This is a genomic window from Mycobacterium sp. NGS64 (genome assembly GCF_059812245.1).
This window is the reverse complement of sequence record NZ_JCALCI010000001.1, coordinates 473696-492815: the sequence shown is the minus strand read 5'-3', so window position 1 is coordinate 492815 and position 19120 is coordinate 473696. Positions and strand designations below refer to the sequence as shown.

Annotated in this window: 22 protein-coding genes; 11 read left to right on the top strand and 11 right to left on the bottom strand. The window is 68.9% G+C overall.

The genetic code is table 11. The features are described from left to right. The first annotated feature begins 14 nt into the window (after positions 1 to 14). Positions 15 to 1229 (top strand): Rv3212 family protein, encoded by a 1215-nt coding sequence (locus AC5Y4S_RS02480; RefSeq protein ID WP_500029475.1) that lies wholly within the window; start codon positions 15 to 17, stop codon positions 1227 to 1229. A 92-nt stretch (positions 1230 to 1321) separates the two neighbouring features. Here AC5Y4S_RS02480 and AC5Y4S_RS02475 read toward each other — a convergent pair whose 3' ends face one another. Further along, positions 1322 to 2122 carry a ParA family protein gene (locus AC5Y4S_RS02475; RefSeq protein ID WP_500029474.1) on the bottom strand — a complete coding sequence of 267 codons (801 nt, stop codon included), beginning with the start codon at positions 2120 to 2122 and terminating at the stop codon, positions 1322 to 1324. Positions 2123 to 2283: 161 nt separating this feature from the next. Between AC5Y4S_RS02475 and AC5Y4S_RS02470 the strand changes: the two genes are divergently transcribed. Genes AC5Y4S_RS02470 through AC5Y4S_RS02460 form a run of 3 tightly spaced genes read left to right on the top strand, consistent with a single transcriptional unit; the run spans position 2284 to position 4468 of the window. After that, positions 2284 to 2895 carry an acid phosphatase gene (locus AC5Y4S_RS02470; protein WP_500029473.1) on the top strand — a complete coding sequence of 204 codons (612 nt, stop codon included), beginning with the start codon at positions 2284 to 2286 and terminating at the stop codon, positions 2893 to 2895. 41 nt (positions 2896 to 2936) lie between these two features. After that, a complete protein-coding gene (locus tag AC5Y4S_RS02465) occupies positions 2937 to 3989 on the top strand; it encodes an isochorismate synthase (protein ID WP_500032065.1) in 1053 nt (350 codons plus the stop codon). Beyond that, a complete protein-coding gene (locus AC5Y4S_RS02460; protein WP_500029472.1) occupies positions 3986 to 4468 on the top strand; it encodes a GNAT family N-acetyltransferase in 483 nt (160 codons plus the stop codon). The genes AC5Y4S_RS02465 and AC5Y4S_RS02460 overlap by 4 nt, the downstream gene beginning before the upstream one ends. On the opposite strand, the gene AC5Y4S_RS02455 is transcribed toward AC5Y4S_RS02460, so the two are convergent. Then, positions 4420 to 4875 carry a hypothetical protein gene (locus AC5Y4S_RS02455; protein ID WP_500029471.1) on the bottom strand — a complete coding sequence of 152 codons (456 nt, stop codon included), beginning with the start codon at positions 4873 to 4875 and terminating at the stop codon, positions 4420 to 4422. The two genes, AC5Y4S_RS02460 and AC5Y4S_RS02455, sit on opposite strands and share 49 nt — an antisense overlap. A 103-nt stretch (positions 4876 to 4978) precedes the next feature. Here AC5Y4S_RS02455 and AC5Y4S_RS02450 point away from each other — a divergent pair, with 103 nt between their 5' ends. Together AC5Y4S_RS02450 and whiB1 are read left to right on the top strand one after the other, a co-directional pair. Further along, positions 4979 to 5944, top strand: a complete 966-nt coding sequence (locus AC5Y4S_RS02450) for a diacylglycerol/lipid kinase family protein (protein ID WP_500029470.1) — start codon at positions 4979 to 4981, stop codon at positions 5942 to 5944. Positions 5945 to 6213: 269 nt separating this feature from the next. Further along, complete coding sequence (gene whiB1 / locus AC5Y4S_RS02445; protein WP_066932419.1) at positions 6214 to 6468, top strand: transcriptional regulator WhiB1; 255 nt, start codon at positions 6214 to 6216, stop codon at positions 6466 to 6468. Between the two features lie 61 nt (positions 6469 to 6529). Here whiB1 and AC5Y4S_RS02440 read toward each other — a convergent pair whose 3' ends face one another. Together AC5Y4S_RS02440 and AC5Y4S_RS02435 are read right to left on the bottom strand one after the other, a co-directional pair. Further along, positions 6530 to 8032 (bottom strand): sensor histidine kinase, encoded by a 1503-nt coding sequence (locus AC5Y4S_RS02440; protein ID WP_500029469.1) that lies wholly within the window; start codon positions 8030 to 8032, stop codon positions 6530 to 6532. A 51-nt stretch (positions 8033 to 8083) separates the two neighbouring features. After that, positions 8084 to 8299, bottom strand: coding sequence for a biotin/lipoyl-binding carrier protein (locus AC5Y4S_RS02435; protein ID WP_067159260.1), 216 nt, complete (start codon positions 8297 to 8299; stop codon positions 8084 to 8086). Between the two features lie 166 nt (positions 8300 to 8465). On the opposite strand from AC5Y4S_RS02435, the gene AC5Y4S_RS02430 reads away from it, so the two are divergent. Further along, positions 8466 to 8540 (top strand): 50S ribosomal protein bL37, encoded by a 75-nt coding sequence (locus AC5Y4S_RS02430; protein WP_003416889.1) that lies wholly within the window; start codon positions 8466 to 8468, stop codon positions 8538 to 8540. 8 nt (positions 8541 to 8548) lie between these two features. On the opposite strand, the gene rsrA is transcribed toward AC5Y4S_RS02430, so the two are convergent. After that, the gene (gene rsrA / locus AC5Y4S_RS02425) at positions 8549 to 8851 is read right to left on the bottom strand and encodes a mycothiol system anti-sigma-R factor (RefSeq protein ID WP_085188302.1); all 303 of its coding nucleotides are present in this window, start codon (positions 8849 to 8851) and stop codon (positions 8549 to 8551) included. Further along, positions 8848 to 9498 carry a sigma-70 family RNA polymerase sigma factor gene (locus AC5Y4S_RS02420; RefSeq protein ID WP_173817447.1) on the bottom strand — a complete coding sequence of 217 codons (651 nt, stop codon included), beginning with the start codon at positions 9496 to 9498 and terminating at the stop codon, positions 8848 to 8850. Before AC5Y4S_RS02420 ends, rsrA begins: the two co-directional genes overlap by 4 nt. Before the next feature lie 282 nt (positions 9499 to 9780). Here AC5Y4S_RS02420 and AC5Y4S_RS02415 point away from each other — a divergent pair, with 282 nt between their 5' ends. Continuing rightward, the gene (locus tag AC5Y4S_RS02415) at positions 9781 to 10629 is read left to right on the top strand and encodes an SDR family oxidoreductase (RefSeq protein WP_500029468.1); all 849 of its coding nucleotides are present in this window, start codon (positions 9781 to 9783) and stop codon (positions 10627 to 10629) included. A 1-nt stretch (position 10630) separates the two neighbouring features. Beyond that, positions 10631 to 11116 carry an aminoacyl-tRNA deacylase gene (locus AC5Y4S_RS02410; protein WP_500029467.1) on the top strand — a complete coding sequence of 162 codons (486 nt, stop codon included), beginning with the start codon at positions 10631 to 10633 and terminating at the stop codon, positions 11114 to 11116. A gap of 93 nt (positions 11117 to 11209) precedes the next feature. On the opposite strand, the gene AC5Y4S_RS02405 is transcribed toward AC5Y4S_RS02410, so the two are convergent. The 3 genes from AC5Y4S_RS02405 to AC5Y4S_RS02395 are packed head-to-tail and all read right to left on the bottom strand — an operon-like array spanning position 11210 to position 15270. Beyond that, positions 11210 to 12031, bottom strand: a complete 822-nt coding sequence (locus AC5Y4S_RS02405) for an alpha/beta fold hydrolase (protein ID WP_500029466.1) — start codon at positions 12029 to 12031, stop codon at positions 11210 to 11212. Between the two features lie 33 nt (positions 12032 to 12064). Next, positions 12065 to 13756: a PHA/PHB synthase family protein gene (locus AC5Y4S_RS02400; RefSeq protein WP_500029465.1), complete on the bottom strand. Its 1692-nt coding sequence runs from the start codon at positions 13754 to 13756 to the stop codon at positions 12065 to 12067. A 2-nt stretch (positions 13757 to 13758) separates the two neighbouring features. Further along, positions 13759 to 15270 carry a long-chain-fatty-acid--CoA ligase gene (locus AC5Y4S_RS02395; RefSeq protein ID WP_500029464.1) on the bottom strand — a complete coding sequence of 504 codons (1512 nt, stop codon included), beginning with the start codon at positions 15268 to 15270 and terminating at the stop codon, positions 13759 to 13761. 142 nt (positions 15271 to 15412) lie between these two features. On the opposite strand from AC5Y4S_RS02395, the gene AC5Y4S_RS02390 reads away from it, so the two are divergent. Next, positions 15413 to 16636 (top strand): PucR family transcriptional regulator, encoded by a 1224-nt coding sequence (locus AC5Y4S_RS02390; protein WP_500029463.1) that lies wholly within the window; start codon positions 15413 to 15415, stop codon positions 16634 to 16636. Here the strand turns inward: AC5Y4S_RS02390 and AC5Y4S_RS02385 are convergent. Beyond that, positions 16633 to 17214 (bottom strand): HdeD family acid-resistance protein, encoded by a 582-nt coding sequence (locus AC5Y4S_RS02385; RefSeq protein WP_500029462.1) that lies wholly within the window; start codon positions 17212 to 17214, stop codon positions 16633 to 16635. The two genes, AC5Y4S_RS02390 and AC5Y4S_RS02385, sit on opposite strands and share 4 nt — an antisense overlap. Before the next feature lie 260 nt (positions 17215 to 17474). Between AC5Y4S_RS02385 and AC5Y4S_RS02380 the strand changes: the two genes are divergently transcribed. Beyond that, positions 17475 to 17669 carry a hypothetical protein gene (locus AC5Y4S_RS02380; protein WP_500029461.1) on the top strand — a complete coding sequence of 65 codons (195 nt, stop codon included), beginning with the start codon at positions 17475 to 17477 and terminating at the stop codon, positions 17667 to 17669. 3 nt (positions 17670 to 17672) lie between these two features. Here AC5Y4S_RS02380 and AC5Y4S_RS02375 read toward each other — a convergent pair whose 3' ends face one another. Further along, positions 17673 to 18983, bottom strand: a complete 1311-nt coding sequence (locus AC5Y4S_RS02375; protein WP_500029460.1) for a PucR family transcriptional regulator — start codon at positions 18981 to 18983, stop codon at positions 17673 to 17675. Positions 18984 to 19120 lie beyond the last annotated feature (137 nt).

Here is a 19120-nt window from a genome sequence, read left to right as displayed (position 1 = left end):
GCCCGCGCCGCCGCATGGTCAAACCGGAGCGCCGCACGAAGGGCGACATGTTGGCCGCGGCGGCGATCGCGGTCGTCGTGGCCGTGACGGCGGCGCTGATCTGGTGGACCAGCGACGCGCGGGCCACCATCAGCCGCCCCGCCGCCACCCCGGCACCGGCCCCAACGCCCGCCCGCGAAGTCCCGGCCACCCTGAAGCAGCTGTGGAGCGCGCGAAGCCCCGGCACCACCGCGCCCGTCGTGGTCAGCGGGACGATCGCCACCGCGGACGGCCGCCAGGTCGACGGGCGCGACCCCGGCACGGGCCAGTCCCGCTGGAGCTACGCGCGCGACACGGACCTGTGCGGGCTGTCCTGGGTCTACCACTACGCCGTCGCCGTCTATAAGGACGACCGCGGGTGCGGGCAGGTCAGCACGCTCGACGGCGCCACGGGCCGGCGCGGCGCCGCGCGCAGCGGCTACGCCGACCCAAGCGTGCGCCTTTCCTCCGACGGCACCACGGTGTTGTCGACCGGCGACACCCGGCTCGAGCTGTGGCGCTCCGACATGGTCCGGATGCTGGCCTACGGCGAGACCGACGCCCGGGTGAAGCCGTCGGCGCGCGGGCTGCACTCGGGGTGCCGGCTGATCTCGGCGGCGGCCAGCTCGTCGGCGGTGTCGGTGCTGGAGAGCTGCGCCCAGCAGGCCGACCTGCGGCTGGTCCTGCTGCGCCCGGGGAAGGAAGACGACGAGCCCCAGCAACATGTCGTGGCGGAACCCGGGATCGGGGCGAATTCGGGCGCCCGGGTGCTGACCGTCTGGGAGAACAACACCGCGGTGTATCTGCCGTCCCCGCAACCCAGGGTCGAGGTCGTCGACGACACCGGCACGACCGTGGCGAGCACGCTGCTGGCCAAGCCGCCGACGAAATCGGCGGCGGTGTCGCAGACGGGCAACCTGGTCACCTGGTGGACCGGCGATTCGTTGATGGTGTTCGAGGCGAGCAACCTGACCCTGCGCTACACGATCGCCGCAGGCGAGACGACCGCGCCGCTGGGCCCGGGCGTCATGATGGCCGGCCGGCTGCTGGTTCCGGTCACCGGGGCGATCGGCGTGTATGACCCGCTCAGCGGCGCGAACGAGCGCTACATCCCGGTGAACCGGGCGCCCGGCGCCGCCGCAGTGGTCCCGGCCGCTTCGGGATCGCGGGTGTTCGAGCAGCGCGGCGACACCGTGGTGGCGCTGGGCTGAGCCCGGCCGTTGCGTGTTAATCCTGGGCGGCGACACGCCGAGCGCCGGCGCCGTCAGCTCACCCTGAAAGCCGTCAGTTCACACTCAAGCTGTCAAATCTCGACGGCGAACGTCGGCAGCGGCTTGCCGGTCTTCCAGTGCTTGAGCAACGCCTTCGCCAACTCGGCGTACGCCACCGCGCCCTTGTTCTTGCGCCCCGCCATCACCGACGACCCCGAGGCGCTCGCCTCGGCGAACCGCACCGTGCGCGGGATCGGCGGGGCGAGCACCGGCATTTCGTAGCGGTCGGCGACGTCGAGCAACACGTCGCGGGTGTGGGTGGTGCGGGAGTCGTACAGCGTCGGCAAGGCGCCCAGCAGCCGCAGGTCCGGGTTGGTGATCTGCTGGACGTCGGCGACCGTGCGCAGGAATTGACCGACGCCGCGGTGCGCCAGCGTCTCGCACTGCAGCGGCACGATGACCTCGTCGGCCGCTGTCAGCCCGTTGAGGGTGAGCACGCCCAGCGACGGCGGGCAGTCGATGACGACCACGTCGAACTGGTCGGCGAGCTTGGCCAGCGCGCGTTTGAGCGCGTATTCGCGGCCGGCCCGCATCAGCAGCATCGCCTCGGCGCCCGCGAGGTCAATGTTGGCCGGCAGCAGCGTCATTCCCTCCATCGTGGTGACCAGCGCGGCGTTCGGTTCGACCTCACCGAGCAGGACCTCGTGCACCGACACCGGCAGCTTGTCGGGGTCCTGGCCGAGCGAGAAGGTCAGGCAACCCTGCGGATCCAGGTCCACGAGCAGCACCCGCCGGCCCTCGTCCGCCATCGCCGCCCCAATTGAGGCGACCGTGGTCGTCTTGGCGACCCCGCCCTTCTGGTTGGCCACCGCCAATACCCGGGTCTTACTCATGAGCGCGGCTCCTCCTCATCGCTTCGCTCTGCATCGTCACCGCGCGGTCACGAGCGCCCGCCCCTCCTTGTTGCCACGGTCACAGTGCCCATCCTGGCATGTTCGGTCGCCATGTGCTCTAAGCAACGGCCCGGGGATGTCGTCCGGCAGAATCGGTCGGCATGGGCATCTACAACCACCGGCTGGTGCTGCTCCGCCACGGCGAGACCCCGTGGTCCAAATCCGGCCAGCACACGGGTCGCACCGACCTCGAGCTCACCGATCACGGCCGGGTCCAGGCCGAGCTCGCCGGCCGCGTTCTCAGCGAACTGAACCTCGCCGACCCGCTCGTGGTCAGCAGCCCGCGCATCCGCGCGCTGACCACCGCCAAGTTGGCGGGCCTCACTGTCGATGAGGTGTCCCCCATGCTCGCCGAATGGGACTACGGCGACTACGAGGGGCTGACGACCCCGCAGATCCGCGAATCCGACCCCGATTGGCTGGTGTGGACGCACGGATGCCCGGGCGGCGAGAGCGTGGCGCAGGTCAGCGACCGCGCGGACAAGGCCGTCGAATTTGCGTTGGGGCACATGGGCACACGCGACGTGGTGTTCGTCGGCCACAGCCACTTCTCCCGCTCGGTGATCACGCGCTGGGTGGAATTGCCGCTCGTCGAGGGCAGCCGGTTCTGGATGCTCGCCGGGTCGATCGCCGTCTGCGGGTTCGAGCACGGCGTGCGACAGCTGGCCGCGCTCGGATTGACGGGCAACCCACAGGCGATCGCACCCGGGTGAGCGCCGAACCGCCGTTCGCGCTGTGCGGGCCCCGCGGGACGATGGTCGCCGACGGGGTGCTCACCAGCTACAGCGACGTCGCCGCCGCCCAGCAGGCGCTGCGCTCCGGATCCGCCCCAATAGTGTTGGGCGCGTTGCCTTTCGACGTGAGCCGGCCCGCGGCCCTGCTGGTGCCGGGCGCCGTGCGTTCCATCGACGGGCCGCCCGACTGGCCGGCGGGCCCGCTGCCGCCGGTGCGCGTCGCCGCCGCGGTGCCGCCGCCGGCCGACTACCGCGTCCGGATCATTCGCGCCCGCGACGAGTTGGCGGCAGAAGACAACCCGCTGCACAAGGTGGTGCTGGCCCGTGCCCTGCAACTGGTCGCCGACGCGCCGCTGGACGCGCGCGTGATCCTGCGCCGGCTGATCACCGCCGACCCCGCCGCCTACGGCTACCTCGTGGACCTGAGCGCCGCAGGCGACGACTACAGGGGCGTGGCCCTGGTGGGCGCCAGCCCCGAACTTCTGGTCGCGCGCACCGGCGATCGCGTGGTGTGCCAGCCGTTCGCCGGTTCGGCCCCGCGGGCCGCCGACCCGGAGGCCGACACGGCCAACGGGGCCGCGCTGGCCCGTTCCGCCAAGGACCGCCACGAACATCGTCTGGTGATCGACACCATGCGGGCGGCGCTGGAACCGCTGTGCGACGAAATGACCATCGCCGAAGAACCCCAGTTGAGCCGCACTGCCGCGGTCTGGCACCTGTGCACCCCGATCAGTGGCCGCCTGCGCGACAAGTCAACCACCGCAATCGATCTGGCGCTGGCGCTGCACCCGACCCCGGCGGTCGGCGGCGTTCCGACAAAGGCCGCGACCGAGCTCATCGCCGAGCTGGAGGGTGACCGCGGCTTCTACGCCGGCGCCGTGGGCTGGTGCGACGCCGGCGGCGACGGCCACTGGGTGGTGTCGCTGCGCTGCGCGCAACTGTCGGCCGACCGCCGCACCGCGCTCGCGCGCGCCGGTGGGGGCATCGTCGCCGAATCCGACCCCGACGCCGAAGTCGCAGAAACCACAACGAAATTCGCCACCATTTTGAACGCGCTGGGAGCCGGGCAATGACGGAAAACATCCGCCGCGCCAACACGGCGGACGCCGGCGATATTACCGACATGATTCACGCGCTCGCCGAATTCGAACGTGCCTCCGAGCAATGTACCGTCACCGAAACGCAAATTTCGACAGCGCTTTTCGGCCATTCACCCGTCGTGCACGGGCACGTGGCCGAGGTCGACGGCGAGGTCGCCGCGATGGCGTTGTGGTTCATGAGCTTCTCCACCTGGGACGGGGTGGCGGGCATTTACCTCGAAGACCTGTTCGTGCGGCCCGGTTTTCGCCGCCGCGGTCTGGCCCGCAAGCTCCTGTCGGCGCTGGCCCGCGAGTGCCTGGACAACGGCTACACCCGGTTGTCGTGGGCGGTGCTGAACTGGAACGTCGACGCGATCGCGCTGTACGACGGGGTCGGCGCCGCGCCGCAGCGCGAATGGACCACCTACCGGCTGTCGGGCCCGCCGTTGGCCGAGCTGGCGGGGCGGCCCTGATCGCGGCCGGCGGCCCAGCGCACGGCCGCCGGAGTGAAGAGCAAGACCAACACGCTCAGCGCCACGACGCCCAGCGGAACGCCGAACGCCGGCCGGTGCGAGCCGACCGCCAGGTACCACGCCACGGGTAGCAACAACAGTTGGGTGAAAACGCCCACCCCGCGGCCCCAGCGCTTGCCCAGGACCAGCGCGCGCCCCGCGGCAAGCACCACGGCTCCGACGAGGAGGAACCACACCGCCGTGCCCAGCCCGTTGACCACGCGTTGGTCGGCCCCCGCGATCCCCCGCACCACCAGCACCGCCGCCATGAGCAGCGCCGCCACACCCTCTACCGCGACGATCAAACCCGCCGCGCGGACGGTGGACGGGGCGCGCGGGTTCACAGCGCCAGCGTAGTCACGGGCCATTACCGCACAGCGTGGCCATAACGGGCCCGCCTCCCTTGATTGCGCTGCTCCTCCTCACGCCGACGAGCGGCGTGCATCGTCGCACCGCCTAAGCTCGTGGATCATGCGCGCCGTGCTGATCGTGAATCCCACAGCCACGTCCACCACCGCAGCCGGTCGCGACCTTCTCGCGCACGCGCTCAAGAGCCGCCTGCAGCTGACCGTCGAACACACCAGTCACCGGGGTCACGGCACCGAACTCGCGCACAAGGCGGTCGAGGACGGGGTCGACCTGGTCGTCGTGCACGGCGGCGACGGCACGGTGAGCGGCGTGGTGAACGGCCTGCTGGGCCGCCCCGGCACCGCGGCCTCGGGGCACGTGCCCGCCCTTGCGGTGGTGCCCGGCGGGTCGGCGAACGTGCTGGCCCGCTCGCTGGGCATTTCGCCCGACCCGGTCGCCGCGACCAACCAGCTCATCCAGCTGCTGGACGACTACCGCCGTCACCAGACGTGGCGTCGCATCAGCCTGATCGACTGCGGCGAGCAGTGGGCCGTGATCAACGCCGGGATGGGCGTCGATGCGGAGGTGGTGGCCGCGGTGGAAAGGCAGCGCGACAAGGGTGTCAAGGTCACCCCGTTGCGCTATTGGCGCGTGGCGATCCCCGTCACCTTGGCTTTTCGCCGTCGCGAGCCGATCCTGACGGTGGAGCTGGCCGGCCGCGAGCCCGTCAGCGGCGTGCACTTCGCGTGGGTGTCCAACACCAGCCCGTGGACCTACAGCAACAGCCGCCCGCTGGTCACCAACCCCGGCTGCAGCTTCGAATCGGGCCTCGGAGTGTTCGCGCTCACCGAGATGAAGGTGTTCCCCACGCTGCGGCTGGTCAGCCAACTACTGGGCAACGGCCCGAAGGGCGAACCGAAACAGCTCATCCGCGACGATGACGCCTCCTGCCTGCGGGTGACCTCGACCGATGGCCCGGTGGCGAGCCAGTTCGACGGGGATTACCTCGGCCTGCGCCAGACCATGACTTTCAGGACGGTCCCGGATGCGCTGCCGGTGGTCGCGCCGCCCGGGAAAAACCACCTCTGAGCTGCGGAGACGGGCCAACCGGACGAAAATCACAGCGGAGATCGCCGGGCAGTGTAGTACAACGGACTAAGGGCTCGAATAAGAAGTCTGTGAAGTGAGATAGCCCACGAGCTACGCACGACTATTGACATCTGTAGAGCCTGTGAAACGATCGAAAGGTTGCATGCAGAAATTCATGTAGGGGCGCGGACCCTTTTCTTGTGCACGCTTTAACAGCCGAAGAAAAAGACCGTGCGCCTTGCTGCGCACTCAGTGAGGAGTAACAACTTATGGATTGGCGCCACAAGGCGGTCTGTCGCGACGAGGACCCGGAGCTGTTCTTCCCGGTAGGGAACAGCGGCCCGGCGCTCGCGCAGATCGCTGACGCGAAACTGGTCTGCAATCGGTGCCAGGTGACCACGGAATGCTTGTCGTGGGCCCTGAACACCGGCCAGGACTCGGGCGTCTGGGGGGGCATGAGCGAAGATGAGCGGCGCGCACTCAAGCGTCGCAACGCCCGGACGAAGGCACGCAGCGGAGTCTGACGCAGTCTGCATACGGTGCGGCCCCGACGATTGTCGGGGCCGCACCGTTGTGTAGACCCAACTACAGCAGCAGCCGCGTCCGCCGCCCGATCGGCACCCGCAACACCACATCGGTGCCGCGGGCCGGGGCGTGCCGCATCCCCAGCGTGCCGTCCAGCTCCGCCGACACCAGGGTCCGCACGATCTGCAGGCCCAGGCTGTCGGAGTTGTCCAGGCTGAACCCGTCGGGCAGTCCGCGGCCGTCGTCGTGCACGACGACGTCGAGCCAGCGCGCCGAGCGCTCGGCGCGAATGGTGACGGACCCTTCCTGGGCGGCCGGGTCGAAGGCGTGCTCGATCGCGTTCTGGACGAGTTCGGTGATCACCATGATCAGGGCCGTCGCGCGGTCGGAGTCCAGCACGCCCAGGTCGCCGACCCGGTTGATGCGAATCGGCCGGTCTACCGACGCCACGTCGTTCATGATTGGCAGGATCCGGTCGATGACCTCGTCGAGGTTCACCTGCTCGTCCACCGACATCGACAGCGCGTCGTGGACCAGGGCGATCGACGACACCCGGCGCACCGACTCGATGAGCGCCTCCCGTCCCTCGGCATTGGCGGTGCGTCGGGCCTGCAGGCGCAGCAGCGCGGCCACCGTCTGCAGGTTGTTCTTCACCCGGTGGTGGATCTCGCGGATGGTCGCGTCCTTGGAGATCAGGGCCCGGTCGCGGCGCTTGACCTCGGTGATGTCGCGGATCAGCACCGCGGCACCGGCGCTGGCGCCGTGCACCACCAACGGCAGCGTCCGCAGCAACACCGTGGCTCCCCCGGCGTCGATCTCCATCCGCATGCTCCGCCCGCCGGCGAGCAGGTCGAGCACGTGCTCGGCCAGCTCCTGCGCCTCGAACGGGTCGGAGATCAGCGGCCGCGTCACCTTGACCAGGTTGCGGCCCTCCAACTCGGACGTCAGCCCCATCCGGTGGTACGCCGACAGCGCGTTGGGGCTGGCATAGGCGACGACGCCGTCGACGTCGAGGCGGATGAAGCCGTCGCCGGCCCGGGGGGTCGAGCGCGACATGACCACGTCGCCGACGTCGGGGAAGGTGCCCTCGGCGAGCATGTGCATGAGGTCCGTGGCGCACTCCTGGTAGGCGGTCTCCAGCTGGCCGGACGCGCGAACGGCAGCTTCCGCGGTTTGGTGCCGGGTCAGCACCGCGACCACGTTGCCGCCGTAGCGCACGGGGGACGCCTCGACGTGCGGGCCGGGCAGTTCCGACGAATGTTGTTGGCCCGCATGGTGTTCCTGCACGACGGCGCCGGTGTCGAAAGCCTCGGCGACAAGCGATAGCCGGTCGGCGGGGACGACGCTGCCCACGGCGTCGGTGAGCAGCACCGTGGGCGCGGTGTTCGGGCGGCACTGCGCCACGCACACGAGCACGCCGTCGTCGCGGCGAACCCACATCAGGTAGTCGGCGAACGACAGGTCGGCCAGCAGCTGCCACTCCCCCACCACCGCGTGCAGGTGGTCGACCGCGTTGCCCGGCAGCATCGTGTGTTCGGCGAGCAGATCACCGAGCGTGGACATCCATCACCCCCGCGTCGATTCCCGGCGGCAAAATACGAACGGCCCAAACGGCTAGCTGATGACGGCGATAAGGTCGCCCGCCTGAATGACGTCGCCCACCGACACGCTCACCTTGCTGACGGTGCCGTCGACTTCGGCCAGGACCGGGATCTCCATCTTCATCGACTCCAGCAGCACCACCGTGTCGCCCTTGCCGATCTGGTCACCCTCGCTGACAACGACCTCGAGCACGCTGGCCACGATCTCGGCGCGAACATCCTCCGCCATCTTCACCCCACTCATCCTGGCCGTTGGTGCATGCCGACTGCTGGTCTGTCGAGCTCATGTATATCGAACCACAGGACCGGTCGGGACCGCGGCACGCGGGGCGTGAGACAATGTGAGGCAAGCTAACGGGTGCGCGGCGCCCGACCAATCACGGAGGTTCGAAGAGATGGCCAAGCGTGGCCGAAAGAAGCGCGACCGCAAGTACAGCAAGGCCAACCACGGCAAGCGGCCCAACTCCTGACCGAGTAGCTACTCCCCGCCGCGGATGATGGTGGTCCGGCGGATTTCCAGCCGGAGGCGTTCCTTGAGGCCCTCGGGAGCCTTCTCGCCCGTGCACTTGGTCGCGATCAGCGCCTTGAGCCGCTCCTCGATGCCGTAATGCTGGAAGCATCCGGGGCACGCCTCGAGGTGCTGGCGCAGCCGCTCCTTCGCCTCGGGCGTGCACTCGCCATCGAGCAGGGTCCATACCTCGGCGATCACTTCGGCGCAGCCCAGGCCGTGGGAATGGCTGTCATCGGCGCGGGGCTCGGCAGGGCCGGCAGACTCGCTCATGACGGCACCTCCTCGTGCGCATGTTGGCCACGGTTGAATCCGCGCTCCTTGGCCACGTCGGCCAAGAGACCGCGCAGCTGACGTCTGCCGCGGTGCAGCCGAGACATTACCGTCCCGATCGGCGTGTCCATGATCTCGGCGATTTCCTTGTACGGGAAACCCTCGACGTCGGCGTAATAGACGGCCATCCGGAACTCCTCCGGCAACGCCTGCAGCGCCTCTTTGATCTCGTTGTCGGGCAGCGCCTCGAGCGCTTCGACCTCCGCCGAACGCAGGCCGGTCGAGGAATGCTCGGCGTTGGACGCCAACTGCCAGTCGGTGATCTCCTCGGTCGGGTACTCAGCCGGCTGGCGCTGCCGCTTGCGGTAGCTGTTGATGTAGGTGTTCGTCAGGATCCGGTACAACCAGGCCTTGAGGTTGGTGCCGGCCCGGAACGAGCGGAATCCCGCGTAGGCCTTCACCATCGTTTCCTGCAGCAGGTCCTCGGCGTCGGCGGGGTTGCGCGTCATGCGCAGCGCACCACCGTAGAGCTGGTCCAGCAGCGGAATCGCGTCGCGCTCGAATCGCGCCGTGAGTTCCTCGTCCGTCTCCTGCGGCGGTGCCGGTTCGGCAGCCCCCAGAGTCGCCTCGCCGTCGGTATCGGCCATCTTCAGTAACACGGTCCCTTCTGCAGCGATGTCGCCGGCCGGCACCCAGAAAGCCGCCGAGCTCGCAAGCGACCGGGTCAACTGCTCGTCCCGCTGGGCAGCGCCCATTAGGCACGTCGCGGTTGGCACCAGACTGCTCCTCCCAATCTAAAGGCTGCCCCTGACAGTGTCTGTCCGGGCCGCGCATCTGCATCAGAAACCGACTGTTTTAACAGCATGGGGCAGCCGGCTATTTCCCGGGCGGAATCGGGGCTGGTTCGGGCGTGGCGTTAATGTGACGCCATGTCCCTGAACGGCAAGACCATGTTCATCTCCGGTGCCAGTCGTGGAATCGGCCTGGCGATCGCCAAACGCGCCGCGCAGGACGGCGCCAACGTCGCGCTGATCGCCAAGACCGCCGAGCCGCACCCCAAGCTGCCGGGCACGGTATATACGGCCGCCAAGGAGCTCGAGGACGCGGGCGGGCAGGCCCTGCCGATCGTCGGGGACGTCCGCGACCCGGAATCGGTCGAGGCGGCGGTGGCCAAGACCGTCGAGCAGTTCGGCGGCATCGACATCTGCGTGAACAACGCGTCGGCGATCAACCTGGGCTCGATCACCGAGGTGCCGATGAAGCGGTTCGACCTGATGAACGGCATCCAGGTGCGCGGCACGTACGCCGTCTCGCAGGCCTGCCTGGCGCACATGAAGGGCCGGGAGAACCCGCACATCCTGACGCTGTCGCCGCCGGTGCTGCTCGGCAAGGAGTGGTTGAAGCCGACCGCCTACATGATGGCCAAGTTCGGCATGACGCTGTGCGCGCTGGGCATCGCCGAGGAGATGCGCGACGAGGGCATCGCGTCGAACACGCTGTGGCCGCGCACGCTGGTCGCCACGGCCGCGGTGCAAAACCTGCTCGGCGGCGACGAGGCGATGGGCCGGGCCCGCAAGCCCGAGGTGTACTCCGACGCGGCCTACGTCATCCTCAACAAGCCCGCCCGCGAGTACACCGGCAACATGCTGCTCTGCGAGGACGTGCTGGTGGAATCCGGCGTCACCGACCTGTCGGTGTACGACTGCATTCCCGGCTCCAAGCTCGGCGTCGACTTCTGGGTCGACGGCGTCAACCCGCCGGGGTATACGGGTCCCTAGCATGGCCGCCGCCGCCACACCGGGCATCGCGGCGCTCGTCAAAGCCGGTGTGCCGCATGAGATCGTCAAGTTCGGTCACGATCCGCGGGAAGCGTCGTTCGGCGTCGAGGCGGTCCACGCGCTGGGCCGCGCCGGCGTGGTGCCGGAGCAGATTTACAAGACGCTGATCATCGCCGTGCCGAACGGGCTGGCCGTCGCGATGGTGCCGGCGGCGTCGAGATTGTCGCTCAAGGCCGCGGCCGCGGCGCTGGGAGTGGCCAGGGCCGAGATGGCCGAACTCGGTGCCGCCCAACGGTCCACGGGATACATCGTCGGCGCGGTGTCGCCGTTCGGGCAACGCAAGCGCCTGCCCACGGTCGTCGACGCCGGCGCGCTCGCGTTCGACCGGGTGTACTGCAGCGCCGGCCGTCGGGGATGGGACGTCGCGGTGTCACCTCAGGACCTCATCCGGCTGACTGGCGCGGTCACCGCGGACATCCAGGCCTAGGCGCGTTCCCGGCTCCGCGAGCGTAACCGCACTGCGAAAATCCACGCCAAATTTCGCAGCCAGGTTACGCTCGCGCGCCAAAGGTGTTGCACCCTAGGCGCGTTCCCCCGGTTCGTCGAGGAACTTCTCGATGACGGGCGCGAGTTCGACCGCGTTGTGCACGACGTCGATGTGGCCGCCGGAATGCAGGTGCAGCCGCGAGTGCGGCAGCAACGCGTGCATGATGCGGGCGTTGACCACCGGGATGATCGGGTCGTCGGTGCCGGCCACGATCAGCGTCTCCTGCCGCAGCGCGGGCAGGGCGAACAGGCTGGTCCACACCGAGCCGGCGAGCAGCTGGTGCACGTAGCCGACCTTCGATCCGGCGTGCAGCTGCCGCACATACAGCCGCGCCACGTCTTCACCGTGAGCGCGGACGGTACCGCCGTAGAGCTCACTGGCGATGGCGGCGGCGTAGTCGGGATCCGAGAACCTTCGTGGCGTGGCCATTTTCGCCAGCACCGACGGGCGGGCCGGCACCATCAAGACGCCGGTGCCGGTTGCCACCAGCACCATCCGCCGGCAGCGGCGCGGGTTCTGGAACGCGAACTGCTGGGCGAGCGCGCCGCCCCAGGACAGCCCCAGAACGTCCACCACGCCGACGCCCAGCTTGGTCAGCACGCGGCCCAACACCCAGGCCAGGTAGGGGAAGCCGTACGGGAGCAGCGACGTCGGCGATCCCCCGGTCCCGGGCACGTCGAACCTGATGACCGTGCACTCCAACCGCTCCACCAGCGGATCGAGCACCTCGAGGCTTGCCCCAATGCCGTTGCACAGCACCAGCGGTACGCCCGTTCCCTGTCGCACGTTGACCCGGATCCGCTGGCCGCCCGCGGTGACATAGCGCTGTTCGCCGATCGTGCTGGGCGTTATCACGCGGAGGCGCCTTTGCGGTGCGCTGCGCTTCACTCACTTCTCCATCACGTAGCCGCCGGGGGCCGGCCCGAGCGGCGGGAGACCTTCTGCCCCAAGGGTTGTCGGTGCATCGACCTGCGCGCCGCTGCGCTCGGCGAGCCAGCCGGCGTAGTCCGGCCACCAGGAGTCGCTGGACTTCTGCGACGACTCCAGCCACTGCTTCGGGTCTTCGGCATCGACGGGACCGGTTCGGAAGGACGCCTTGGGGTTGCCGGGCGGGTTGACCAACGCGGCGATGTGGCCGCTGGTCGACAGCACAAAGCGGTTGTCCTTGCTGCCCAGCAGTCGCGCGCTGCGATAGGTGGCCTGCCACGGGCAGATGTGGTCGGCGATGCCCCCGACGACGTACGCGTCGGCGGTGACGTTCCCCAGGTCGACCGGGCTGCCCAGCATGGTGAGCGCGCCCGGGGTGACCAGGGCGTTGCGCTGCGCCATCAGGATCATGTCGCGGTGCAACGCGGCGGTCATCCGGGTGGTGTCGGCGTTCCAGAACAAGACGTCGAAAGCCGCCGGCTTGCGGCCCTGCACATAGTTGTTCACCCAGTAGCGCCACACCAGGTCGGTGGGCCGCAGCCAGGCAAACATTTCCGCCATGTCCCGCCCGTCCAGGTAGCCCTTCCGGCGCGAGACCCGGATCGCCGCCTGGGCCGCGCGGTCGCTCATCATGGCGGCCGCGAAACCGGCCCGGGTCTCGTCGAGCACGGTGACCGACAGGTTGAGGCCCGCGATCCGGTCGCCCTCTCCGATGTCTGCGAGGTGGGCCGCCGTCATCGCCGCCAGGATGCCACCCGAGCAGGTGGCCAGCAGGTGGGTGCTGTCGGTCCCGGCGGTCTTCTGCACCGCATCCATCGCCTCGACGATCGCGGCCCCGTACGCGTCGAAGCCCCAATCCCGGTGCCGCTTTTGCGGATTGCGCCACGAAATCGCGAAGACCTGTTGCCCTTGCTGGACGAAGTACTCGATCATGCTGCGCCCGGGGGCGATATCCATGATGTAGAACTTGTTGATCACCGGCGGCACCATCAACAACGGGATCTCGTTGACCTTCGGCGTTTGCGGCGCGTATTGGATCAGCTCGAACATCGACGTCCGCAGCACGACCGCCCCCTTCGTGACGGCCACGGTCTCGCCCACCACGAACGCGTCGGGCTCGACCATCGCGGGCACCCTGGGCTTCGAAAGCATGTCCCGCGCAAAGGCTTTCAGCCCGCGAACCGCGCTCAGCCCGCCGGTGTCGATCATCGCCTTCCAGCCCAGCGGGCTGATCAGCGGGTTGTTGCTCGGGGCCAGGCCCTCGACGAGGTTGTCGATGACGAACCGCATTCTCTCGTTGTCCCGCCAGTCCAGCTGGGCGTCGGCGAGCAGCCCCTCGGCGGCCTCGGCCGCCGCGAGGTAGGCCTGCATGATCCGGTGCAGGACCGGGTTGTCCTGCCAGGCGGGGTCGCTGAAGCGCTTGTCGGCCCGGGCCGGGACGCGCTCCGAATTGCCCGCCGCGACGGCGCCGAGCTCACGGGTGAGCGCGCCGACCCGGCCGGCGACCGCGCCGGGTTGCTTTGCGAGGTTGACACCGAAGCGGGTCCAGGTGTCGTCGGGCATCATCCGGCTGACGAACGGCTTGGTGGCGCTGGTCAGCAGCAGGTCGAGCGGGGCGGCGAGCTCGTCGGGTTTGGTCGTTTGGGTGGTCATGGCTATCGCGTGCTTTCGGTTGTCGGAGCGGTGATTTCGCGTTTGAGGAGCTTGCCGGTCGGTCCCTTGGGCAGCGCGTCGACGAGCCACACCAGGCGCGGGTACTTGTACGCGGCCACCCGCGCTTTGACGTAGTCGCGCAACTCTTCCGGCGTCGCGACCGCGCCCTGCTTGAGCGCAACCGCGGCGCCGACGTCCTCGCCGAGCGAATCGTGCGGGACGCCGATGACGGCGGCCTCGGCCACCGCGGGGTGCTCGTAGAGCACCTCCTCGATCTCGCGGGGATAGACGTTGTACCCGCCGCGGATGATCATGTCCTTGGTGCGGTCGACGATGTAGAAATAGCCGTCTTCGTCGACGCGCCCGACGTCGCCGGTGTTGAGCCAGCCGTCGGCGGTCACCGCGGCCCTCGTCGCGTCCGGAAGGTTCCAGTAGCCCTTCATCACGTTGTGGCCGCGGATCTGGATCTCGCCCGTCTCCCCCCGCGGGACCTCGACGCCGTCCGGGCCGACCACCCGCATCTCGACGCCCTCGATCGGGGTGCCGATCGAGCCCGCCTTGCGGGGCCGGTCCGGATGGTTGAACGCGGCCGCCGGGGAACTCTCGGAAAGCCCGTACCCCTCGAGAACCGTGCATCCGAAAGCCTTTTCGAAGTCGGTGAGGACCTGCAGAGGCAGCGCCGCGCCGCCCGAGACGCAGGTGCGCAGGCTCCGCGTCGCCCGGGACGCCGCCTCGTCCGCCACGCCGAGCAACGCCGAATACATGGTCGGCACGCCCTCGAACACCGTGACGGCGTCCCGCTCGATCACCTCGAGGGCCTTGGCCGGGTGGAAGCGCGGAATGAGCGTCAGCGTCGCACCGCTGAGGACGGAACCGTTGAGGGCGCACGTCAACCCGAAGACGTGGAACAACGGCAGGCACCCCATCACCACGTCGTCGGGGCCGAGCTTGACCAGCGTCCGGACACTGACCTCGGCGTTGCGGCCGAGGTTGCCGTGGGTCAGCATGGCGCCCTTGGGTTTACCCGTGGTCCCGGACGTGTGCAGGACGACCGCGACGTCGTCGTCGTCGCGCGGCACCGGGGCGTTCTGGGCGGGCAGGTCGGCGATGAGGTCCGCCAGCGCGGCGTCGTCGACGATCCAGCAGTGCGCCCCGGCCTCGGCCGCCCCGGCGGTCGCCTCCTCGGCGAAGGCCGGCGTGGCGAACAGCGCCTTGGCGGCGGTGTTGGACAGGTAGTAGGAGACCTCGCGGGCCTTGAGCAACGGGTTCATCGGGACCGCGACGGCGCCCCGATACATGATGCCGTAGAACGCGATGGCGAACGCCGGTGTATTGGGCAGCATCACGCCCACCCGGTCGCCCGGCCCGACTCCCGCGCGCTCGAGCAGCGTCGCGACCCGGGCCGCGGCGGCGTCGAATTCGGCGTAGCTGAACCGCAAGTCGTCGCAGCGCAGCGCCACCCGTTGCGGGTGACGATCTTTCGATGCGACGAGGTTGGCGCTCAACGTGGTCATGGGGTGCCTCCGGGACGTGGTTTCCTGCGTGCATCAAGCGTGATCCGGGCGGCCCGGGGGGACAATGTTTGCGGAAACAACGACCGTGCCGGTTGGCTGTGACCGGTCACATTCGCCGGCGCCCGGGCATAAGGTTTGCGGTATGGGCGTGGCATCGAAAAGCCGCGGCGTCCGGCCGGGCGCAACGGTGGACCCGCACGTCGTGGAACTCGGCAGGCTCATGCTGGCCCGCGCCCCGGCGTTGGGGACGGCGATGGCCGACCTGCTGTGCCGCGAGATCGCGGCCTATCGCGACGGCAGCGTCGTCACGAAGGAGCAAGTGGCCGAAAGCTGCGTCGCGAACGTGACGTTCATATTCGACTCGCTCACCGGCGGCGCCGATGTCGACGTCTCGCCCGCGGAGCGCACCGGCACCGAGCGCGCGCTCGCCGGTGTACCGCTGCCGGCGGTGATGACCGCCTACCGCATCGGTTTTCGTTCCGTGTGGGAGGAGACCCTGTCCGTCGCCCGTGCCGCGGCGATACCGACCGACGCCATCTTGGATGCCACCGCCCGGATCTTCTTCGCGCAGGACACCTTCACCCAGGCGATGGCCACCGCCTACCGCCAGCAGCTCACCACGCAGATTCTCGAGCGCGAGGAAGAACGGTCGGCGTTGGTGGAAGCGCTGCTGGCTCACCGGATCACCGACAGCCAAAGCCTTTGGGAGGCGGCGGATTTGCTGCGACTACCCACCTCGGGGCCCTACGCCGTGGTGGCGGCCGAGCTGCCCGCGATCGGGAAGCTGGGATTGCCGGCGATCGAAAACAAGCTGTCGGCCCGCGACATCCGGTCGGCGTGGCGGCTGCTGCCCGACCTGCAGGTGGGCATCGTCCACCTCCGGGGCCCCGAACCGACCGACGGGCTCAACGTCCTCGTCGAGGTGCTCCGCCAGGCCGCAACCGCGCGAGTCGGCATCAGCCCGGCGTTTAAGGAGCTTGCCGACACCAGCGACGCGCTGCGACTGGCCAGGGTCGCGGTCACCGGCAAACCCTCCGGCCAATCGCTGGTCTCCCTTTTCGATGACACCCCGCTCGCCGTCGCGGCGGTCAGCGCGCCCGAAGCGATGGCCAGGATCAAATCGATGGTGCTGTCGCGCGTCGACGAACTGCCCGACGAGGAACGCACCATCCTGATCGACACGTTCCGGGCCTGGGTCGAGGCGGGCGGCTCGGCCAACGACACCGCGACGAAGATCTTCTGCCATCCCAACACGGTGCGGCACCGGTTGCGCCGCATCGAGGAGCTGACGAGCCGATCCCTCTCGCGGCCAAGGGATCTCGCCGAGCTGTGCCTGGCCTTCGAGGTCGAACGGCGACTGCCCTAGCCGGTCAACGCCTTGGCCCGGCTGCGGGTTTGGAACGCCGTGATGACGTCCATGATGCCGATGACTATCAACCACCACCCGGCCACCAGGGTCAGGACCGCCATCGAATCGATCGGCGAGATGATCAGCACGCCGCCGCCGATCACGATGATCACACCGGAGAGCGCCTGCCAGCCGCGTCCGGGCATGTGATCGAAGGACAGCGCAGCGACGAGCAGGGTCATCCCCCGGAAAACCCAGCCAATGCCGATCCACAGCGCCAAGAGCCAGATCGCCTCGAATTTATCGCGGAAGCAGAAGAATCCCAGCACCAGCGACACGACGCCGGTGAGGAATGCCAGCACGCGCATTGCCGCGCCGGCGTGTGTGCCAAATGCAGCAAACATGTATCCGATGCCGGACACCACCAGGTAGATGCCGAACAGGACACCCGCCACCAGCAGTGTCTTGCCTGGCCAGACCAGCACGATGACGCCCAGGGCCACGGCAGCGAGGCCGATGAGCAGGAGCAGCTGCCACGCACTGCGAGCAAGCTGCCGTAACGGACCTTCAAACACGGTCTGATCGGTATTCGTCATGACAATATGATTCGCCCCCGTCGGCGTAAAGAAAATGTCTTTGGCAACACAATTCGGTATCGCACAATGGCGCGGCCAACACCGCGCAGCGCTCTGTGATAACGGATCGTCCGCGGCGCCCCATTGTCGCCGGAAGACAACAACGCGTCGCAAGTTCGTTGCTCGGCGACATCCGTGCGGCGCCGCAGCGCCGTTAAGTTCTGCCGCGAATCAGACCGCAACATCTTCGATTCCGCTCAGCGGGGAAACGCAGGCACATCATGTTCGAATCAATGCTGGTGATCGCGAGCTACGTGACGGCGGTCTTCGCCCCCGTGCTGATTCCGCTGACCGTCCACGCCGTCCACTTCTTCCGCGACCTGCGACCGACCTACCGGCCGATCCGTGCGGTCTCGGCGGTTCGCCTTCCGCGGCTCGCGGTGCCCCGTCGCGTCGCCGCTCCCGCGATGGGCTGACCCTCACGGCTGGCGCAGCACCGCGCTTCCGTACCAGTGGCAGGCGAGCAGCGCCACCTCCACGTCGAGCCGGTCGGTGCCGATCTCCCGCCCGCGCCTCGCGACGGCACGTCCGACCCGGTACTTGACCGAGTTGAAGTGCATGTTCAATTCCTCGGCGGCCAGCTTGTAGCTGGAACCGCAACCCAGAAAGACACGCAACGTCTCCCGCAGTCGCGCGTCGTTGTCGTTGTCGCTCGCGAGATCGCCGAGCACCGTGTCGACCCAGCCCCGCATCCGGTCGACGTCGCCGCCCAGTCCCGCCACGACCGACAGCCCCGGATCGGTGGCGGCGACCACCGTCGGAGCCGAAGCGTTCGGCCGCCGCCCGGCCGCCGCGACGCCGCGGGCCTCCATCGCGTCCCGGTGGGTGCGGCGAAAACCTTCGACACCGGCTCCGGCCGACCCGAGCGCCACGTTCGGCGAGTCCGGACGGGTCAGCACAAACCGGCGGATCTTCGTGACCACGTCGGCGGTGTCGGTCGGCGCGGCACGGTAGGGCAGCCACCCCCATGCGCAGCTTTGGTCGGCGGCCACGAACAGCGGCCCGGCGTCGACGGCGACGGCTTCGCCCAGCTCGCGCAGGAATCGTTGCAGCCTGGCCAGTTCGTCACCCGCGCCATCGCCCTCCGGGTACCACATGACGAGCCCCAGGTGGTACCAGCGCAACGGATAGCGGATCGCCGTGGTGGCCGCGTCGGCGTCGACGGCCTTGGTGGCGGCCAATACCTCGCGCACCCGCAGGCCGCGCAGGCTGTTCTGGTTCTCCAGCCACCGCTCGCGTTCGTCTTCGTAGACGGCGACGACCTGTTGGGACATCCAGTCGATGTAGGAGAACATCGCGGCGCTCATCGCCTCAATGACCGCCACCCGCAACCCGTCCGGGATATCGACCTCGCGCAACTCGGCGAAGATCAGCTCGTTCATCCGGCGCTGGCCGAGCCGGTAGGCCCGCACCAGCGCGTTGACGGGCACCCCGTGCTGCGCCAATCGGCGGGCATACTCCAGCGCCGCGGTGGGCGCCTCGACGCGCTCGACGGCGATGTCGTAGCGCAACGCGCGCAACATCGTGTCGACGTTGCCCTCGATGCTCGCACCGAGCAGCTCCATGATGCGAGGTTCCCGCGGCAGGTCCGGGATCTGGTTTTCCAGGGCGCGATGGATCTCCGCCGTCGCGTCGGCCAGCCGCCCGTGCAATCGGCTGGCGACCTCGGCGACGCAACCCCTCACCCCGACGACGTCGGCGTCCGGGGCGTCGACGTGCGATTTCTTCACCTCAATGACGTTAGACGCGACGTTGTCTTCTGGCGATAACTCCGGCGAGCGGTTTTGTCGATCGACGACTGTGTCCCGCCGCACACGGAACCTAGCGTTGCGGCCACGCTTACTCCCGACGCCGAAGGAGCGAAGGA

What these genes read in the sequence shown, in the direction of transcription:
- AC5Y4S_RS02435 (WP_067159260.1), bottom strand. Translation starts at nt 8,299, where the DNA reads ATGGCGGAGGATGTTCGCGCCGAGATCGTGGCCAGCGTGCTCGAGGTC.
- AC5Y4S_RS02465 (WP_500032065.1), top strand. Translation starts at nt 2,937, where the DNA reads ATGGTCGCCGACGGGGTGCTCACCAGCTACAGCGACGTCGCCGCCGCC.
- AC5Y4S_RS02440 (WP_500029469.1), bottom strand. Translation starts at nt 8,032, where the DNA reads ATGTCCACGCTCGGTGATCTGCTCGCCGAACACACGATGCTGCCGGGC.
- rsrA (WP_085188302.1), bottom strand. Translation starts at nt 8,851, where the DNA reads ATGAGCGAGTCTGCCGGCCCTGCCGAGCCCCGCGCCGATGACAGCCAT.
- AC5Y4S_RS02380 (WP_500029461.1), top strand. Translation starts at nt 17,475, where the DNA reads ATGTTCGAATCAATGCTGGTGATCGCGAGCTACGTGACGGCGGTCTTC.
- AC5Y4S_RS02480 (WP_500029475.1), top strand. Translation starts at nt 15, where the DNA reads ATGGTCAAACCGGAGCGCCGCACGAAGGGCGACATGTTGGCCGCGGCG.
- AC5Y4S_RS02455 (WP_500029471.1), bottom strand. Translation starts at nt 4,875, where the DNA reads ATGGCCCGTGACTACGCTGGCGCTGTGAACCCGCGCGCCCCGTCCACC.
- AC5Y4S_RS02385 (WP_500029462.1), bottom strand. Translation starts at nt 17,214, where the DNA reads ATGACGAATACCGATCAGACCGTGTTTGAAGGTCCGTTACGGCAGCTT.
- AC5Y4S_RS02390 (WP_500029463.1), top strand. Translation starts at nt 15,413, where the DNA reads ATGGGCGTGGCATCGAAAAGCCGCGGCGTCCGGCCGGGCGCAACGGTG.
- AC5Y4S_RS02410 (WP_500029467.1), top strand. Translation starts at nt 10,631, where the DNA reads ATGGCCGCCGCCGCCACACCGGGCATCGCGGCGCTCGTCAAAGCCGGT.
- AC5Y4S_RS02400 (WP_500029465.1), bottom strand. Translation starts at nt 13,756, where the DNA reads ATGACCACCCAAACGACCAAACCCGACGAGCTCGCCGCCCCGCTCGAC.
- AC5Y4S_RS02460 (WP_500029472.1), top strand. Translation starts at nt 3,986, where the DNA reads ATGACGGAAAACATCCGCCGCGCCAACACGGCGGACGCCGGCGATATT.
- AC5Y4S_RS02450 (WP_500029470.1), top strand. Translation starts at nt 4,979, where the DNA reads ATGCGCGCCGTGCTGATCGTGAATCCCACAGCCACGTCCACCACCGCA.
- AC5Y4S_RS02395 (WP_500029464.1), bottom strand. Translation starts at nt 15,270, where the DNA reads ATGACCACGTTGAGCGCCAACCTCGTCGCATCGAAAGATCGTCACCCG.
- AC5Y4S_RS02470 (WP_500029473.1), top strand. Translation starts at nt 2,284, where the DNA reads ATGGGCATCTACAACCACCGGCTGGTGCTGCTCCGCCACGGCGAGACC.
- AC5Y4S_RS02475 (WP_500029474.1), bottom strand. Translation starts at nt 2,122, where the DNA reads ATGAGTAAGACCCGGGTATTGGCGGTGGCCAACCAGAAGGGCGGGGTC.
- AC5Y4S_RS02420 (WP_173817447.1), bottom strand. Translation starts at nt 9,498, where the DNA reads ATGGCCGATACCGACGGCGAGGCGACTCTGGGGGCTGCCGAACCGGCA.
- AC5Y4S_RS02415 (WP_500029468.1), top strand. Translation starts at nt 9,781, where the DNA reads ATGTCCCTGAACGGCAAGACCATGTTCATCTCCGGTGCCAGTCGTGGA.
- whiB1 (WP_066932419.1), top strand. Translation starts at nt 6,214, where the DNA reads ATGGATTGGCGCCACAAGGCGGTCTGTCGCGACGAGGACCCGGAGCTG.